The sequence below is a fragment of the Micromonospora sp. WMMD1128 genome (assembly GCF_027497235.1).
In the GTDB taxonomy this organism is placed as follows: domain Bacteria; phylum Actinomycetota; class Actinomycetes; order Mycobacteriales; family Micromonosporaceae; genus Micromonospora.
In genome coordinates this window covers 4,420,428-4,439,286 of the sequence record NZ_CP114902.1, presented here as the reverse complement: position 1 = coordinate 4,439,286, position 18,859 = coordinate 4,420,428, and the positions used below count along the sequence as shown (strand labels likewise).

Sequence of the window (18,859 nt, the reverse complement as noted above, 5' to 3'; positions counted from 1 at the left end):
CGTACCCATGGGCGACTTCCACATTCCCAACGACCCCAACTGGCAGTGGGCGTACGACGCGATCCTCTACACCGTCGGTGAGCAGTTTCCCAAGGGCGATCCGTCGCAGCTCAAGGCACTCAGCGCCGAGCTGCGACAGTTCAGCGCGAACCTGCGTAACGGGATCGCCGCCACCCAGGCGCTCGGCGTCGGGCTCCAGGGCAACCTCGACGGTCCGGCCGCCGACGCGTTCGCCCAGTTCCAGCAGATCATCACCCGGCCGCTTCCGGCGGGCATCCGCACGGCCCTGATCGCCGGCGACGTCGCCAACCAGGCAAACGAACAGATCGACTACGGACAGACCCAGATCGTCGTCGCGGCGTTCATGATCGTCCTGGACATCGCCGCGGCGATGGCAACCGGTTTCGGCGCCACGCTCGTCCCCGCGTACCTCAACATCGGTCAGAAGCTCACCCAGGCGCTGCTCGACAGGTTGCAGAGCCGACTCCAGCAACTGATGGCCCGGCTCGTCATCGGAGCGGTCGACGAGGGCATCGAGGAGGGCGCGGAGAACGTCATCGCCCAGACCTACGTGATCGCCAAGGGCAACAAGAGCGACGGGTTCAGTGGCTCGGACGTCCTGGACTCGGTCGGCGCGGGCGTCGCCGTCGGCGCCGTCGCCAGCGGTGTCTTCCTGGTCGGCGGACGCTACTTCCCCAGGTTGGCCGGCAACACCCACGGACAGGCCGGGCTCGGCGCGATCGGGGAGACGCTCGGCGAGTTCGCCTACATGGCCATGATCGGGGCCGCCGGCCAGTTCAACGCGCTCGCGACCGCGATCTCGTCCGGCGTCGGCACGTACGCCAGCCGCTACGCCCACGACTTCGGCGGCGCCTTCGGTGGCGGCCCCAGAACTCCCACCCCGCCCGGCATCACCGGTCCCGGTCCCGCGAAGGACCTGGCGGCCACGGGCCCCGCCTTGACCGGCCCCGGTGGCGTCGGCACCGACGAACGGTCCGAGGTCCGGTCCGGACCCGGCGGCCCGGTCCCCGCGCCCGGCTCGACGGCCCCCGCGCCCGGCTCGACGGCCCCCGCGCCCGGCTCGACGGCCCCCGCGCCCGGCTCGACGGTCCCCGGGCCCGGCTCCACAGTCCCCGCCCCCGGGTCCGGGGGTCCGCCGTCCACCGTTCCCACCTCGAACGCCCCGCCCGCTCAGGTGCCCCCGGCCGGTTCGGCTCCCCAGCCCCCGGCCGGTCCCGATCCCCGGGCCACGCCGCCGGTCGCCGCCGTGGACGGCAGCCGTCCGCAACCGGGGCGACCCGGGGATCCGTCGGCCGGCGGCTCCATCGTCCAGCCGCCCGCAGCGCAGACCGACCTGGTACGGCCGCCCTCGGCAGGCGGGACTCCGCGTGCCGGACTACCCGGCTTCGAGACCCCGCCGGCTGACCGGGCCGTCGTCGGGTCGCCGGTCGACGCGGTGCCGGACCCCACTGCTGACCCGGCCACCGTCGACCGCGCGTCCGCTCCGGCCGCGCCGAACGAGATTCCGGCTCAACCCGCGCCGCCCACCGCCCCGACGGCGACTCCACCCCAGGCGGGGACTCCCGCAACGACCCCGCCCGCTCCGGTCCCGACGGCGAACCCGGCTCCACCCACCACGCAGCTCCCGACCTCTACGCCGCCGGCCGCACCGCCGGCCGTCGACCTGGCGGGACCACCGCCAGGGACGACGCCTTCGAACACGACTGCGCCCGCCACCTCGCCGCCGGGCACCCCGCCGCCGGTGGCCGCGCAGTCCGGCCCGATCCCCGCCGCCGGCGAGTCGACCCCATCGGGTCCGACGACCCCGACGGGTCCGAACTCGGGCAGCCTCGACACTCCAGGGTCATCCACTCCATCGACCACCGGCCCGACCACGTCACCCCCGGTGGCACCCGCCGTGCCCGTGTCCACCGCGACACCCGGCCCGATCACCAGCCCGCCGGCCACGCCGGGCCAGGAGGTCGATACGGCGCCGGGCGGCCCGCCGACCGCTCAGGCCCCGACCCCCACCACCCAGGTCGCGACCCCGCAGACCTCGTCGCCCGCCACGTCGTCGCCGGAGGTCGCCTCACCTGTCACCCTGCGACCCAGCACCACCGAGCCCGCCGGGTCCCGACCTGTCGACTCCCCGCCCGGCACCGCCCCGCCCGGCACCGCCCCGCCCGGCACCGCCCCGCCCAGCGCCGTCCAGCCGGGCGCCGCCTCCCAGCCCGGTGCCGCCGCCCAGTCCGGCGCCGTTCAGCCCCGGGACACGCCGGCCGAGCCGGGTCGGCCCGGGCCGACCCACGTCACCCCGGGCGCGCAGGATCAGGCAGCTCGACCAGTGGACACGACTGCCGGCGAGGCCGTACCGCCCCCGACCGATCGGGTCGCCGGCCCTACCGGCACCCAACCCATCGCTGTGCTTCCCCCCGCCGCACCGGAGACCGAGCCGGCTATCGACCCGCCCGCCGCGCCGAGGTCCACACCCGAGGGTCAGCCGCCGGCGACGGCACCGGTGGCGCCGGCAACCGGACAGCCGTCGACTCCGACACGCACGTCCGCAACCGAACCCGCCTCCACCTCGACGATCACGCCGGCAATCGGGCCGCTCCCGGTCCCGGTCACCGGCCCCAGGGTCACCGGCTCCACGCCGTCGACCACGACGGACGCGAAGACCTCGACGCCGGGCGCGGGCAGCCGCCCCGTACCGCCGGCATCGGTTCCGCCGTCCTACGCCGACTCGGTCGAGCCCGCGCCGAACCCAGCCGTAGCCGACACACCGCCCCCACCCCCCTACGCGGACCTCCCCCCGTCCCCACCGCCCTACGCGCCCCGAACCGACCCCGACCACACCGATCTTGGTACGAAACCGCCCCCCGAGGGGCGCCCGCATACCAAGATCTCCTCCGGCGAGACGCGAGCCGGCGAGACGCGCGCGGGCGGGGCGCGGGGGCAGGGGCGTGAGTGGGGTGGGAAGGGGGCGTGGCTGCGGGACGTGCCGGTCGCCTCGGTGTGGAAGTCGACAGGTGAGACCGTCTGCGTCGGTGACCCGATCGATGTCACGACCGGCCGGATGATCTACACCGAGACGGACGCGCGGCTGCCCGGCCTGGCGCTGGAGCGTACCCACCGATCGGACTGTCACTGGGGGAGGACCTTCGGCCCGAGGTGGACGTCCACGCTGGACCAGCGCGTCGTCGCCGACGGGACGCGGGCCTGGTTCCTGGCCGCCGACGGCTCGATTCTCACCTACGAGATGCCCGTCGAGGGCGCGGAGGCGCTGCCGCTGCTCGGGCGACCCGCGTCGCTACGGCGGTTGAGAGGCGGTGGCTGGGCGATCACCGACCGGGACACGCTGCTGCTGTTCGCCCCGGCCGGGGAGGACGGCGAGGCCCTGCTCTCCGACGTCGCGACGGACCGCGTCAGGTGGCATGTCACCCGGGACGACGCCGGCACCCCCACGCTGCTGGCGTCGTCGTCCGGGGACCGGGTGGAGCTGCACACCCGCGCCGGCCTGGTGACCGGCGCGCGGTTCGTGCCGGCCGACGGCGCCGACGTGGTCGAGCTACCCACGTTCGGGTACGACGACAGGCGCCGCCTGGTCGAGGTACGGAACTCCTCCGGCGACCCGGTGCGGCTCGGTTACGACGACGCCGGCCGGATCGTGCGGTGGGAGGACCGCAACGGCGAGTGGTACACGTACGCCTACGACCGGGCGGGCCGGTGCGTGCGCGCCGACGGCAACGGCGGTCACCTGCGGTACGGGTTCGCGTACGGCGAGGGTGTCACTGTCGTGACCGACTCGCTCGGCGGGCTGCACCGGTACGAGGTGAACGAGCGTCTCCAGGTCACCGCGGTCACCGATCCGCTCGGCGCCACGACCCGCGAGGAGTGGGACGCGGCGAACCGGCTCCGGTCGCGCACCGACCCGCTCGGGCGGGTCACCCGGTTCAACTACGACGAGGCGGGTCGCCCGGTCGCGACGATCCGCCCGGACGGCAGCCACCACCCGGCCCCGCCGGACGGCACGCGAACGGACGGCACGCAGACGGACGGCACGCAGACGGACGGCACGCGGACCGACGGCGAGCGGGCGGACGGCGTACCCGGGACTGATGTTGACCTTGACGGTCTGGGGCGGCCCCGGTCGGTGCGGCTGGCGGACGGTGCCGTCACCGAGTTCGGGTGGACCGCCGAGGGGGATCTGGCCTGGCGCACCGACCCGGCCGGCGGCACCCGGCGGTGGCGGTACGACGGCGAGGGAAACCTGGTGGAGGGCGCCGACGCCGAGGGGCGGAAGGTGCGGATCGAGTACGGTCCCTTCGACCTGCCGACCGCCCGGATCGACGCGGCGGGGCACCGGACCGAGTTCGCCTACGACACGGAGCTACGGCTGGTCGCGGTCACGAATCCGCTGGGCCAGGTGTGGCGGTACGCCTACGACGCGGCCGGGCGGCTCGTCACCGAAACCGACTTCGACGGGCACGTGCAGCGTTACGCCCACGACGCGGCCGGGCAGGTGATCGCCCGCACGAACGCGGCGGGCGACACCATCCACTTCGGCTACGACCTGCTGGGCCGGGTGGTCGAGCGCCGGGCCGGCGACGCGGTCACCCGGCTGGCATACGACGACGCCGGCCACCTCGCCGAGGTGACGAGCCCGGACGCGGTGGTGCGGTTCGAACGCGACGACCGGGGCCGGATCGTCGCGGAGACCGTCGACGGCCGGACCGTCCGTACCTCCTACGAGGGGAACGGGGTGGTGGTCCGGACCACCCCGTCGGGCCGGGCCAGCCGGTGGACCGTCGACGGGCGGGGCCGGCCGGTCACGCTCGTCACCGGCGGGCACGTGCTGCGGTTCGGCCACGACGCGGCCGGGCGGGAGGTCAGCCGCAGCGTCGACGACGTGGTCGCGTTGCGGCAGGCGTACGACGGGGCGGGCCGGCTGGCGGCGCAGCACGTCGCGGACGCCGCCGTGCGCGGCTTCGACCACGACGCCTCCGACCGGGTCGTCGTGATCACCGATTCGCTCGACGGCGACCGTTCGTTCCGGGCCGACGGGACCGGCCGGGTCCGCGCGGTGACCGCCGGCGGCGTCGTCCGGGAGCGGTACGCCTACGACGCTGCCGGCAATCTCGTCGGCGCCGGTGACGGGCAGTGGGAGTTCGCCGGCGGCCGGCTCCTGCGCGCGGACGACGCGCGGTTCTCCTACGACGGGAAGGGCCGCCTGACCACCCGCGTCGACGAGGCGGGCACCTGGCGGCTGACCTGGGACGCCGAGGACCGGTTGACGGAGGTCACCACGCCCGGCGGCGACCGGTGGCGGTACCGCTACGACGGGTTCGGCCGCCGGGTCGCCAAGCAGCGCCTGGCCGGCGACGGCACGGTCCTGGCGGAGACGCGTTTCGCCTGGGCCGGCGACCTGATGGTCGAGCAGACCGACGCCACCGGCACCGTCTCGTGGGACTACCGTCCCGGCGACTCCGCGCCGGTCGCCCAGGCCAGCGACGCCGACGGGCTGCACACGGTCGTCACCGACGGCATCGGCACACCCACCCACCTGGTCGCGCCGGGCGGGCATCTGCGTTGGCGGTCGCGGGGCGACCTGTGGGGCCGCACCGGCGGCCCGGCCGGCACACCGTTGCGCTTCCCGGGGCAGTACCACGACACCGAGACCGGCCTGCACTACAACCGGTTCCGCTACTACGACCCGGTCACGGCCCGCTACCTCAGCCCGGATCCGCTCGGGCTGGCCGGTGGGCCGAACCCGGCCGCGTACGTCGACGACCCGCTCACCCTCGCCGACCCGCTCGGCCTGACCCCGTGCAGGCCGGGCCGCAGCGGCAGTCGTTCGCCGGGTCCGGCCGGTGAGCGCGGCGAGCCGAGCATCCTGCCGCCGCAGGCGGCCCCGCCGTCGCCGGAGCAGTTGATCGGCGGGCCGCAGACCCCGTCCGGCCCGTACGACACGCCGGTCGCCGAGGACGACCGCGCGTCGCCGCTGTCCTGGTCGGACGACTCCTCCCACAGCGACGTGCAGCAGAGTCTCCAGCCGCTGCCCCCGCAGAACTCCTCGGTCGACTTCCAGAAGGCGCAGGAGGACTGGGACAAGATCGAATATCGGATGTCCCGGTACGACCGGCTGTGGCACGACCGCGAGCTGCGGAAGGCGTACCGCGACTTCAAGCACCAGATGCGGTTCGAGCTGAAACTGAAGGCCCAGGGCCGGACGAACGACGAGATCGACGCCGAGGTCGTCCGGCGGTTCGGCGCGGACCGGGCCACCCCGTTCGCGCAGGTGATGGCGGACAACCACGCCTTCTCCGTGCCCGCCAAGTGGTGGTACCGGCACCAGCACGACAGCGACTTCGACACCACCCTGCCGGAGGCGGTGCGGCAGTTCCGGTCGAACCTGGCCCTCTGGGGCAAGGTCGGCCCGGCGGTCGCCGAGCGGATCACCGAGCAGAACGGCCAGCGGATTCTCGAGGCGACACCCGGCGGGCAGATCTTCGACAACGTCATGCTCGGCACCGGCACCTTCGCCAACTACCCGCCCGGCTTCAACCGAATGTGGGAGCAGTTCTCCCACCAGCTCGTGGCGGTCACCGACGGCATGGTCGACGCGCACGTCTACCGGGCGGTCATGGTGCCGAGCGTGCTGCACGACGTCGAGGCGCAGGTGCTGTTCGACAAGGTCCGGCAGGGCGAGATCGACGGTCTGCGGGTCGTCGCCTGGGAGTTCGTCGACGACCACACGATCGCGAAGGCCGGCGAGTACACCGTACGGTCGCGGCAGTCGTACGACGAGCGGGTGCCGAAGCTCCAGAAGGGGCAGACCTCCAAGTCGTTCGACGACCATCAGCAGCAGCTCTACGACCAGCTCTCCTACCGGCGTGCGGAATACAACCGGATCGGGTTGCAGAACTCGCTGTCCGAGGTGCCGGCGTTCGAGCGCCGGGACAGCAACTACATCTTCGTGGTGTCGGACGCGAACCAGCCCGAGATCATGGAGAGCCCGGAGAGCCTGTCCCGGAAGCTGTCGTCCGCGCAGCAGCACCAGACGCCGGACAATCCCCTGGCCCGGCTCGACCAGATGCTTGCCGTGATCGAGTACGCGCAGGACGTCTCGGAGGGGTCGGACAGCAGTTCCTCGGTCGCCGACCTGATGGACAGCGTCTTCCCGCCCCCGGCGCGGCACAACACCACGGTGGGGTCGGGCAGCCCGGCATCCGGCCAGCTCCCGGAGCGCCCGGGCTCCGCCACCTTCGCCCCCGACTGGGAGAACTACGACTTCCCGCCGGCCGACGCGCATCACAGCTCCAGCGGCATCGCGCCGTCCGACAGTGACCGCCGGTCCGACAGCGACCGCCGGTCCGACAGCGACCGCCGGTCCGGCGGATCACGCCGGTCCAGCAACCCGGACCCGGACGCCTACCTGGGTGAGCCGTTCGGCGACGTGCCGCCGGCCGCGGTGGCGAAGAGCACCGACGAGACGTACTGCGAAGCCGACCCGATCGACGTGACCACCGGCCGCATGATCCTCACCGCGACCGACGTCACGCTGCCGGGGCTGCCGCTGCTGCGTACCCACCGTTCCGACTACCGCTGGGGCCGCTCGTTCGGCCGGTCCTGGGCCTCGACGTTGGACCAGCGCGTCGTCGTCGACGGTGCGCTGGTGCGGTACCTGGCCGCGGACGGGTCGATCCTCACGTACCCGCTTGTCGCGGAGGGCGCGACGGCGGTGCCGACGATCGGGCGCGCGTTGCCGCTGCGCCGGCTGGTGGGCGGCGGCTGGTTGCTCACCGACCCGGCGTCCGGCCAGGTCCGGGTGTTCGCCCCGGCGATCCGCGGTGAGTCGCTGCTCAGCGACGTGAGCGACGGCGGTCACCGCCTGTCGTTCGCGCGGGACGGGAGCGGCACCGTCACGCACGTGCGCTCCTCGGCCGGCGCGACTGTCGAGTTCGTCTCTGCCGACGGGCTGGTGACCGCGCTGCGCCTGCCCGGTCGGGACGGGACGTCCGTGGCGGCGTACCGGTTCGACTACGACCGGGACCGCCGGTTGGTCCGGGTGGTCAACTCCTCGGGCGACCCCGAGCGCTTCGAGTACGCCGACGGGCGGATCGTGCGCTGGGCGGACCGCAACGGCGAGTGGTACAGCTACGCCTACGACGAGGCGGGCCGCTGCGTCGACACCGACGGCCGGGGCGGTCACCTGCGCTACCGGTTCGACTACGCCGCCGGGCTGACCGTGGTCACCGACTCGCTCGGCACCGAACGCCGGTACGAGCTGAACGACCGCTTCCAGGTGGTGGCGGAGACCGACGGCCTCGGCGCGACGACCCGGCACGAGTGGGACGACGCGTACCGGCTGCTGTCGCGGACCGACCCGTTGGGCCGCACGACGCGCTACGAGTACGACGCCGACGGGCGGCCGACGGTGGTCGTCCGGCCGGACGGCAGCCGGTCCGCGCCGGACGCCGCACCCCCTGCCGCGTCGACGGCCGGCGGGCCCGGCGACATCCACCACGTACACGACGACCTCGGGCGGGTGGTCGCCATCGACACCGACGAGGGCAGCACGGAACTCCGCTGGACGCTGGAGGGCGACCTCGCGTCGCGCGTCGGCCCGGACGGATCCCGGCAGGAATGGCATTACGACGGCGAAGGGAACCTGGTGGAGAGCATCGACGCAGCGGGTCGGGCGGTGCGGTTCGAATACGGGCCGTTCGACCTGCCGACCGCGCGGATCGACGAGGTCGGCAACCGCACGGAGTACGGATACGACACCGAACTACGGCTGACCTCGGTCACGAACCCGGCCGGGCAGGTGTGGCGGTACACCTATGACGCGGCCGGCCGGCTGATCGGGGAGACCGACTTCGACGGCCGTACCCAGCGGTACACGCGCGACGCCGCCGGGCAGTTGATCACGCACACCGACCCGGCCGGTGACACCACCCACTACCGCTACGACCTGCGGGGACGGGTCGTCGAGCGGCGCGTCGGCGACGCCGTGACGCGGCTGGAGTACGACGAGCACGGCCGGATCGCCACGGTGACGAACCCGGACGCGGTGGTCCGTTTCGAGCGCGACGAGCAGGGTCGGGTGACCGCCGAGACGATCAACGACCGGACCGTCCGCACCTCGTACGACGCGGCGCTGGGCACGGTGCGGGCGCGTACCACGCCGTCGGGTCGGTCGAGCCGGTGGTCGTACGACGCCGACGGCCGGCCGGAGAGCCTGCGCACCGGCGGTCACCTGGTGCGCTTCGGGCACGACGCTCTCGGGCGGGAGATCAGCCGGACCGTCGACGACGTGACGGCACTGCGTCAGACGTTCGACGCCGCCGGGCGGCTGACCGCCCAGCACATCGCCGGCGCCACCGAACGTGGCTTCGGCTACGACGCCACCGGCCGGGTGACCGCGGTCGCCGACACGCTCGACGGGCAGCGTTCCTTCCAGGCCGACGGGACGGGCCGGATCCACCGGGTGGTCGCCGACGGGGCGGAGCGCGAGCGGTACGACTACGACGCGGCCGGCAACCTGGCCGGCGCGGGCGGCGGCCGGTGGGAGTTCGACGGCACCCGCCTCGTCCGGTCGGACGACGCCACGTTCGCGCACGACGCGAAGGGCCGGTTGGTCGCCCGCGCCGACGCGGCCGGGGACTGGCGCTTCGTCTGGGACGCCGAGGATCGGATCGTGGCGGTGGTCACGCCGGTCGGGGACCGGTGGCGGTACCGCTACGACGGCTTCGGTCGCCGGATCGCCAAGCAGCGCCTCGCCGCCGACGACAGCGTGGTCGAGGAGGTGCGGTTCGCCTGGTCCGGTGACCTGATGGTGGAGCAGCACCACCGGGACGCGGCCGGCGCCACCGCCACCACCTCGTGGGAGTACCGGCCGGACGGTTCGGCGCCGGTGACCCAGACCGACGACGACGCGCTGCGTACCGTCGTGACCGACCTGATCGGCACGCCGACCCACCTGGTGGAGCCGGACGGCGCGCTGCGCTGGTGGGCGCGTAGCGACCTGTGGGGCCGCGGCCACGGCCCGGCCGCCACGCCGCTGCGCTTCCCCGGGCAGTACTTCGACGCCGAGACCGGCCTGCACTACAACCGGTTCCGGTTCTACGACCCGGCGACCGCGCGCTACCTGAGCCCCGACCCGCTCGGCCTGGTCGGCGGGCCGAACCCCACGGCGTACGTGCCGGACCCGCTCACCTTCGCGGACCCGCTCGGCCTGGCGAGCTGCAAGGTGACCCAGCCGGCCCTGGACCCGCTTGCCGACGCCACCGTCACCGACGGTGAGCCGCGGCAGGTGCCGGCCCGGGCCGTCCCGCCGTCGCCGGAGGCCCTGTACGGCACGCCACCGCTGACGCAGGTGGTGAACACGGTCCAACCCGCCGACACCTGGTTCTCCGAGGTCGGGCCGACGCCGCTGGCGCGGATCTCCACGGTGGACGACGTCCGGCAGCAGTTGCCGCCGCTGCCGGGGCGGGGCGACCGGCCCCCGGCCGAGAGCGGCCGGGACACGGCCACGCGGCGCCGGGGCCGGGTCGTCGAGGAGTCCGACGGGACGCAGTTCGGCCCGATCCGGCCGGTCTTCACCCCGGCCGGTCTGCGCATGCTGCACGAGACCGACGTCGCCCACCAGACCCACGCCGACTCCCTCCCGGTCGGGCCCGACTACAAGCTGGCGGTGGAGGGCGTCGACGGCGAGATCGTCGCCGGTGGGCACGCCTACGACCCGGACGTCATCGGCGGTCTGATCGAGAACGACCCCGGCTGGAACAACCGACCGATCACCGTCGTCGCCTGCGACGCGGGCCCGCTCTTCGCCGTCGACCTGGCGAAGCGGCTGCCGGACGTGCCGGTCACGGCCGCCCAGACGACCGTCTTCACCACCGGCCGGGGGCACGCCTTCTCCGACGACGTCTGGGTCACCTACACCGCGGACTCCGACGGGCGGGTCACCGAGGTCGTCCACGACCAGACCCACATGCCCGGCGGTCCGGTCCCGTCCGCCGCCGACATCGCCACCGCGGACACCCACTGGCGGATCGCCACCGAGACGGAACTCGCCATCCAGATCGGCGTCCGGGTCGAGGGTTTCCGCCTCGACCTGGGCGACACGATCGCCCGCGCCCCGGGGTTGGTCTTCAAGGTCGACAGCCAGAACCGCACCATCGGTGACCGCACCGGCACCGTCATGATCATCGAGGTGGTCACCGGGCCGAGCCGGGTGGAGTCGTGGGAGGACGCCCCGCGCACCAGCACGGTCCGCGAGGCACGCGACGAGGCGCTCGACGCCATCCTCCGGGTGCCACCGGGAGAGATCGTCCCCCTGCGGGACGTGCTGCGGAACGTGCCGGGCATCCGGTTCCACCACGTCGGCGGCATCTCGGCGGGCGTCGGGGTCGGCGTCCAGGGCGGCCAGTTCTCCTCGCCGTACACGCAGTGGACGGTGGGTCTCTACAACCACACGCTGCCCCGCTTCCTCGGGTACGCCGCGAACAACTACTCCGCGAGCGCGAACCAGACCCCGCGACAACTCGCCGAGACCGCCCTCGACCTCGGCCGCCGGGTGGCCGCCGACTTCCGCGACCACACCCGGGGCCGGGCGCTGCCCTGGCACGAGACCCGCCTGAACGGGCACATCGCCATGACCTTCCCGGCCATCGCGACGCCGATCGTCGCCGTGGCGCAGGAGGCGAGCAGCGGCACCCGCCTGTTGAACAAGCACTTCCTCCTGCTGGCCCCGCGCAAGGAGTTCCGGGACATGCGCGCGGCCCTGCCGAAGCCGATCCGGGACTACCTGGTGGATCGCGCCGACCACATCAAGCGGTTGATGCAGGAGCAGTTCGGCAGGTACGACACCAACCAGGTGTTCGTCCAGACCCGCCAGCTCTTCGACTACGAGACGAACCGGGTCGACTACTTCTCCAACCAGACCATCCGGAACGCGGCGGACAACGCCATCTACGGATACCGCTACGCCGACGGCCGGGACGTGCCGTTCTTCAGTCTGCAGAACGACTTCGGCATCAACACCACGCACGACGACGTCGACCCGCCACAGATGGTGGGCGCCGAGTTCCGCTACCTGACGACCCGCAGCGCCAACCTCGCCGGCATCGACCGCCAGTCCGACGAACTCATGGCCATGGTGCGGAACAACACCGCGCCGCCGCCGCTCACCTCCTCGCAGGCGCACCAGATCATCCAGGCGGTCCGCAGCCAGGACGGGCGCATCGAGGACACCCTCCGCGACATCGAGCGGGACCTGCGGCGGGACCGGTCGCCGAACCGGGTGCACGCCACCCTGACGGACCTGCTGCGCCAGGCGCAGAGCGCGGCCTCCCGCGCCCGGCGCAACGAGTCCTACGCGCACGAGCTGCGGGACGCCACCCAGGCCACGTTCGGGCACAACGACACCGCCCGGCGTAACGCCCGGACGTACCACCACAACGCCCGGGACCGGACCGCGGCGGCGAACGCGCTCGTGGCCCGCATCCAGCGGTATCTCGACGACGCACCCGCGCCGACGAGCAGCCAGCCGTCGTACGGTGGGAACAACGGTCCCGGCGGCGGCTATTCGGGTTCCTCCTACCCGAGTTCCGGATACCCCGGCACGTACGGCCCGACCACCACCGCCTTCGGTCCGGTGCAGTACAGCAGCTATCCCGGCATGTCCTCGAATCCCTACGGCTCCTACGACCCGTACATCCGGATGGCCTTCGTCGACGTCACCGCGACGGACCCGAACCAGCCCACGCCGCGGGTGCTCGACCCCGGCCTCGGGGTGGAGGGGCGTCAGCGCATCCTCGACGACCTCGCCACGCTCGCCGACGACCGCGCCGACGCGGTCCGCGACTTCCTCGGTCGGCACGAGTCGCACCCCGACCACGACGCCGCCACCGCGCTGTGGGACAGCTTCGTCGCGGCTCTCGACTCGCGCGGCCAGGCGGACCTGCAACCGGTCGTCAACCTCTACGAGCAGACCCACGACCGGATCACCGGCCTCGACCCGGACCACCCGCTGCCGGCGATCGAGTCGACGCTCGACGACGCGGACTTCTTCCCCCGCCACACGCCGTCGTCGACCACCGACGGCCCCGCCGTCAACCCGCGGGACCTGCTGCGCGACGTGCCGCTGACCAACGGCGCGAACCTTCAGGTGATCGCGCGCAACGTGCACGGCGCGACCACCGACACCGACCTGGCCACCTTCGACAACAGGTACCTCGGCTGGGTCGGCCGGGTCGGCGCCGACGGGAACGGTCGGACCGGCATCGAGTCCGCCCTGATGGTCGACGAGTACCAACGGTCCGCGCGGGTCCTCGACACGCCGCCGGCGTCGGTCCCGAAGACCCTGGACGACCTGCGCAGGTCGTACCCGGGCGGCGCCGTCACCGAGGTCGGCACCACGCAGGGCCTGATGGACGCGCTCGGCGACCTGCCGAAGGGCACCCGCAGCCAGGGCATCGTGGCCGTCCGCCCCGGCCCGGCCGGCACTCCGGTCCAGGTGTTGAACGTGACGCGGTTCCCCTCGGGCCCGGTCGTCTTCATCGACCGCCAGCTCGGCGGCCTCGGCACCGTACCGACGATCGGCCCGGACGGGACGGCCGTCCTCATCGACACCACGAACCACCCCGGCCCGACCCCGGAGCCGGCGCTGGCGTCCTTCACCGACGTGCCGCCGGCCACGGTCGCGAAGACGACCGAGCAGACGCCGACCGCCGGTGACCCGATCGACGTGACCACCGGCCGGATGATCCTGACCGAGACCGACGCGGTGCTGCCGGGCCTGACCCTGGCGCGGACGCACCGCTCCGACTACCGGTGGGGCCGCTCCTTCGGCCCGTCCTGGGCCTCGACGCTCGACCAGCGCGTCGTCGTCGACGGCGACCGGGTCCGCTACCTGGCCGTGGACGGGTCCGTGCTCACCTACCCGCTGCCCGCCGAGGGCGCGGAGGCGGTGCCGGAGGTCGGCCGGGCCCTGCCGCTGCGCCGGCTCAAGGGCGGTGGCTGGCTGCTGACCGACCCGACGTCGGGACGCGTCCTGGTCTTCGCCGCCGGGAACGGCCCGGAGTCGCTGCTCAGCGACGTGACCGAGGGTGACCTCCGCTGGTCGGTCGCGCGCGACGAGGCGGGCACCCCGACCGAGCTGCGCTCCACCGGCGGCGCCCGGATCGGCTTCAGCTCCTCCGGCGGCCTGCTGACCGTGCTCTGGCTGCCGAACCGGTCCGGCGTCATGGTGGCCGCGTACCGGTTCGGTTACGACCGGGAGCGCAACCTGGTCGACGTGTTCAACAGCTCGGGCGCGGCCACCCGCTTCGGCTACGCCGACGGGCGGATCGTGCGCTGGGACGACCGCAACGGCGAGTGGTACACCTACACCTACGACGCGGACGGCCGCTGCGTCAGCACCGACGGCAAGGGTGGCCACCTGCGCTACCGGTTCGCATACTCCGACGGACTGACCGTCGTCACCGACTCGCTCGGCGCGGTGCGCAGGTACGAGCTGAACGACCGCTACCAGGTCGTCGCGGAGACCGACCCGCTCGGCGGGACGACCCGCACCGAGTGGGACGGCGCGAACCGGCTGCGGTCGCGGACCGACGCGCTGGGCCGCACCACCACCTGGGACCACGACGCCGACGGGCGGTTGGCGACCGTCACCCGGCCGGACGGCAGCACGTCGACGATCACGTACGACGAGTCGGGCCGTCCCTCGTCCTGGACCGACTTCGACGGCAGCACCCGGCAGCGAGCCTTCGACGACGACGGCCGGGTGCTCGCCGAGACCGACGCCGCGGGCGAGGTGGTGCGCTTCGACCGACCCGTCGAGGACGGGCCGGGCACGGTCACCCAGGCCGGTCCCACGGCCATCGTCCGGGACGCGGCGCGGTTGATCACCATGCTGACGAAGGGCGACACCCAGACCCGTTTCGAGTACGACAACCTCGGCCGCGTCGCCGCCGTCGAGGACGACCACGGCACCACCCAGGTCGGCTGGACGCTTGAGGGGGAGCTGGCCTGGCGGGAGAACCCGGACGGCAGCGTCGAGGAGTTCGGCTACGACGGCGAGGGCAACCTGGTCGAGTCCGTCGACGCCGCCGGCCGCCGTACCCGCTTCGAGTACGGCGCGTTCGACCTGGTGACGGCCCGGATCGATGACGCCGGCAACCGCACCGGGTACGCGTACGACACCGAGCTGCGCCTGACCACCATCACCGACCCGCAGGGCCGGACGTGGCGGTACACGTACGACCCGAACGGCCGGGTGACCGAGGAGACCGACTTCGACGGCCGCACCCAGCGGTACGCGTACGACGCCGCGGGGCAGCTCGTCGCGCACACCGACGCGGCCGGTGCGGTCACCACCTTCAGCCGGGACGCGCTCGGCACGGTGGTCGAGCGCCGCATCGGCGCCCCGGTCAAGTGATCCGCCGCCTGCCCCGGTCACCACGGTGACCGGGGTAGGCACCCCACCGGAAGAACGACGGAAGGACGAGACATGAACGCCGACAGGGCACTCGCCCGGGCCACCGTGGCGCTCCGGCGGGTCGAGGAGGAGAGGCCGGGCGAGCCGCTGACGTTGCTGCCGGAGGCCGCCACGGAACGGCTGTGGTGCTGGGTCTTCCCGTTCGACACCGTCCGGGCGATCGAGACCGGCGACATCATGGCGAGCCTCGCCACCGGCCCGCTCGTGGTGCCGAAGAACAACGCCGAACCGTGGGTCGCGCCGTCGAGCGGGCCGATCGAGCGATGGCTCAACGAGTACGCCATGGCGCACGACCTGCCCCTGGTCTTCGAGCCGGCGAGGCCGGACCCGTTCGCGGGAGCCGCATGAGCATCTTCGTCTCGGTGGCGGCGTACCGCGATCCGGAGCTGGTGCCGACGGTGCTCGACTGCCTCGCGCAGGCCGACCGCCCGGACGAGCTGCGCATCGTGGTCAACTGGCAGCACCTCGGCGACGAGGACGTGTCGGCGTTGCGGGCGGATCCCCGCGTCACGGTGCTGGAGTTCGACGCCCGGCGCAGCCGCGGCGTGTGCTGGGCCCGCGCGCGGATCCAACGCCACTACGTCGACTCCGACTGGTATCTCCAGGTGGACAGCCACACCCGGTTCGCCCCGGGCTGGGACACCAGGTTGATCGCGATGGCCGCGCGAACCGGGGCGGCCAAACCGATCCTGAGCTGCTATCCCTCGCCCTACGACCCGGCTCGGGAGCGCGCCGGAGGCGGCGAGCCGACGCTCATCGCGCTCCACGGCTGGACCCACGACGGCCTGCCGCGGTTCCGGCACTTCCGGATCCCGGGCTGGCAGCAGGCGAGCGGGCCGGTCCCGGCACGTTTCGTGGCCGCCGGGTTCCTCTTCGCCCCCGGCTCGTTCGTCCGCGAGGTGCCCTACGACGAGCGCATCTACTACCAGGGCGAGGAGATCAACCTCGCCACCCGCGCGTTCACCTGGGGCTACGACCTCTTCCACCCGGTCGAGGTGCTGGCCTGGCACTACTACGTGCGGGAGAACCAGGCCCGGCACTGGATGGACCACCGGACACCTGGTGCCGGTCACTGGTACGACCTGGACCGGGCCGGCCGCCGCCGGGTGCTGACCCTGCTGCGGTACGTCATCGTGGGCGGCTTCGGCAGCGGCCCGGTCCGCCCGATGTCGGCCTATCAGGAGTACGCGGGCATCGACTTCGGACGACGCACGGCGACCGCCGAGACGCTCGCCGGTCAGTTCCCGGGCATTCGGCAACCGGTAGCCCATGGCAGGCTCATGCCGCATGATCGATGATTTCGCGAGAGCCAACCTGCACGGGAGACTGCGGCGGGACCGCAAGGCGTTGCTCTGGAAACTCGACGGCTTGTCCGAATACGACGCCCGCCGACCTTTGACAGCGACCGGGACCAACCTCCTCGGCCTGGTCAAACACGTGGCCACCGTCGAGGCCAGGTACTTCGGCGAGGTCTTCGACCGCCCTTGCGCGGAACCGCTGCCCCGGTGGCAGGACTCCAACGGCAGCGATCTGTGGGCGACCGAGGACGAGACCCGCGATCAGATCATCGCGTTCTACCGGCGCATGTGGGAACACTCGGACGCGACGATCAACGCGCTTCCCCTCGACGCCCCCGGCCACGTGCCGTGGTGGCCGGAGCCTTATGCCGACACGAACCTGTTCGCCGTCATGGTCCATGTCCTCGGCGAGTCCATCCGGCATGCCGGGCACGCCGATATCCTGCGCGAGGGCCTCGACGGCCGGACCGGGTTGCGCGCCGAACATGAGAACCAGATCGACGAGGAAGCCCGCGCAGCCTACTGCACGAAGATCGAGCAGGCCGCCAGGTCGGCTGACGAGGCGACATGACCTGACCGACGGCAGTGGACTGTTCTGGCTCTGCTGCTGCCCTGTCGCGGCGAGCGGCGTCAATGGGTTACGTGCGGACGGCGGTCAGGCGCCAGGTGGCGTAGGCGAGGGTGACGTCGCCGTCGACCGCGGGGGTGACCGTCGACAGGATCTCGGCGACATTGTCCGGTGGCAGGCTCGCGAGGCCGCCGGAGGTCGTGATGAGTTCGAGCAGTTGGTCCGGGGCGTAGGTCCGCTGCCAGTCGTAACGGCGGATCTCGGGTTCGGCGAAACAGCCGGACGCGCGGACTCCCTCGGCGGCGCGGTCGTAGAGGGCGCGGTAGCCGTCGAGAATGGAACCGGTCGGCTGTCGGTAGGGCAGGTTCGGCGCCGCCCGGCGTAACCCGTCAGCGAGCGCTGTGGCAATCGGCGACGGCAGTTCGTAGACGTGGCCGAACGGCGCGAGGACGCCGCCCGGGCGCAATATCTCGGCTGCCTTGGCGGCTCCGGCGACCGGGTCGACCCAGTGCCAGGCCGTGCCGGAGACGATCGCGTCGAAGTTTCGGCCGGCGGGCTCCCACGCCTCGAAGGTCGCCACCTCGACGTCGATGCCGCTCGCGCGGGCGAATTCGGCCATCCGAGGGTCGGGCTCGACCCCGAGGACCGTACGTCCGGCGGCGCGGAACTGGCGGGCTGCGATCCCGGTCCCGCATCCGACGTCGACAAATGCGGGGCCCGGTGCGGCGGCGACGATGTGCTCGATCAACGCATCCGGATACGGCGGCCGACTGCGGTCGTAGCGCCCGGGGTCGGTTCCGAACGACTCTGCGACGCGGCGGGCTTCGTGCGGTTGCGGCGGTAGAGTGACCATGTGCCCACTCTAATGGGCGATCGCCCATTAACGAAGCGGGAGCGTTGCATGCCGACCGGCGTAGCTCTGCGCGATCCGCGCCAGCAACTGTTCGACGCGGCCGTGCGGGTGCTGACCCGCGGCGGTGTCACGGCGTTGACCAGCCGCGCGATCACCGACGAGGCCGGAGTCGCCAAGGGCGTGCTGCACCGATACTTTGCCGACTTCGACGCGTTCCTGGTCGATCTGGTGCTCGACCGCATCGCGTGGGTGGAGGCGGAAGGTGTGGCACTCCGCGACGCGGCCGGGACGGGGACCGTTGCCGGCAACCTCACCGACGCGATGTTCAAACTCTTCGAGCCGGTCATGTCCGCGATCATCGTGCTCACCATCGCCCGCGACGAGCTGCGCAACCGCCTGCGCGCGGCCGGCACCGCCCGGTTTCCCCTGGTGGGCGAGGCGGTCGCCGCGGTGGCCGGCTATCTGGCGGCCGAACACGACCTCGGTCGGATCGCCGCCGACGCGGACGTGCAGGTGCTGGCGCCGACCCTGATCGGCGCCGTGCAGTTGCTGTTCACCGAGCACCACGGCGATCCGCCGGTCGACGACGTGCACAACGTCGTGGCGAGCGTGCTGCGCTGACGCGGTACGCCGGA

6 protein-coding genes are annotated in these 18,859 nt (G+C 72.9%); 5 read left to right on the top strand and 1 reads right to left on the bottom strand.

The features are described 5' to 3' along the window. Positions 1-7 precede the first annotated feature (7 nt). From O7602_RS19655 to O7602_RS19640, 4 genes are all read left to right on the top strand, one after another. Positions 8-15,445: a DUF6531 domain-containing protein gene (locus tag O7602_RS19655; RefSeq protein WP_281584105.1), complete on the top strand. Its 15,438-nt coding sequence runs from the start codon at positions 8-10 to the stop codon at positions 15,443-15,445. Positions 15,446-15,517: 72 nt separating this feature from the next. Further along, on the top strand, positions 15,518-15,853 hold the full coding sequence (locus O7602_RS19650; RefSeq protein WP_281584104.1) for a YrhB domain-containing protein: 336 nt from the start codon (positions 15,518-15,520) through the stop codon (positions 15,851-15,853). Next, positions 15,850-16,803, top strand: coding sequence for a GlcNAc-transferase family protein (locus tag O7602_RS19645; RefSeq protein ID WP_281584103.1), 954 nt, complete (start codon positions 15,850-15,852; stop codon positions 16,801-16,803). Before O7602_RS19650 ends, O7602_RS19645 begins: the two co-directional genes overlap by 4 nt. After that, positions 16,793-17,374, top strand: coding sequence for a DinB family protein (locus O7602_RS19640; RefSeq protein ID WP_281584102.1), 582 nt, complete (start codon positions 16,793-16,795; stop codon positions 17,372-17,374). Before O7602_RS19645 ends, O7602_RS19640 begins: the two co-directional genes overlap by 11 nt. A 67-nt stretch (positions 17,375-17,441) precedes the next feature. On the opposite strand, the gene O7602_RS19635 is transcribed toward O7602_RS19640, so the two are convergent. After that, positions 17,442-18,224 (bottom strand): class I SAM-dependent methyltransferase, encoded by a 783-nt coding sequence (locus O7602_RS19635; RefSeq protein WP_281584101.1) that lies wholly within the window; start codon positions 18,222-18,224, stop codon positions 17,442-17,444. Positions 18,225-18,272: 48 nt separating this feature from the next. Between O7602_RS19635 and O7602_RS19630 the strand changes: the two genes are divergently transcribed. Continuing rightward, on the top strand, positions 18,273-18,845 hold the full coding sequence (locus O7602_RS19630) for a TetR/AcrR family transcriptional regulator (RefSeq protein ID WP_281584100.1): 573 nt from the start codon (positions 18,273-18,275) through the stop codon (positions 18,843-18,845). Positions 18,846-18,859: the final 14 nt, after the last annotated feature.

Bases quoted from the DNA above. Each gene is read 5' to 3' on its own strand.
- O7602_RS19655 (WP_281584105.1), top strand. From the start codon at position 8: ATGGGCGACTTCCACATTCCCAACGACCCCAACTGGCAGTGGGCGTAC.
- O7602_RS19650 (WP_281584104.1), top strand. From the start codon at position 15,518: ATGAACGCCGACAGGGCACTCGCCCGGGCCACCGTGGCGCTCCGGCGG.
- O7602_RS19645 (WP_281584103.1), top strand. From the start codon at position 15,850: ATGAGCATCTTCGTCTCGGTGGCGGCGTACCGCGATCCGGAGCTGGTG.
- O7602_RS19640 (WP_281584102.1), top strand. From the start codon at position 16,793: ATGATCGATGATTTCGCGAGAGCCAACCTGCACGGGAGACTGCGGCGG.
- O7602_RS19635 (WP_281584101.1), bottom strand. From the start codon at position 18,224: ATGGTCACTCTACCGCCGCAACCGCACGAAGCCCGCCGCGTCGCAGAG.
- O7602_RS19630 (WP_281584100.1), top strand. From the start codon at position 18,273: ATGCCGACCGGCGTAGCTCTGCGCGATCCGCGCCAGCAACTGTTCGAC.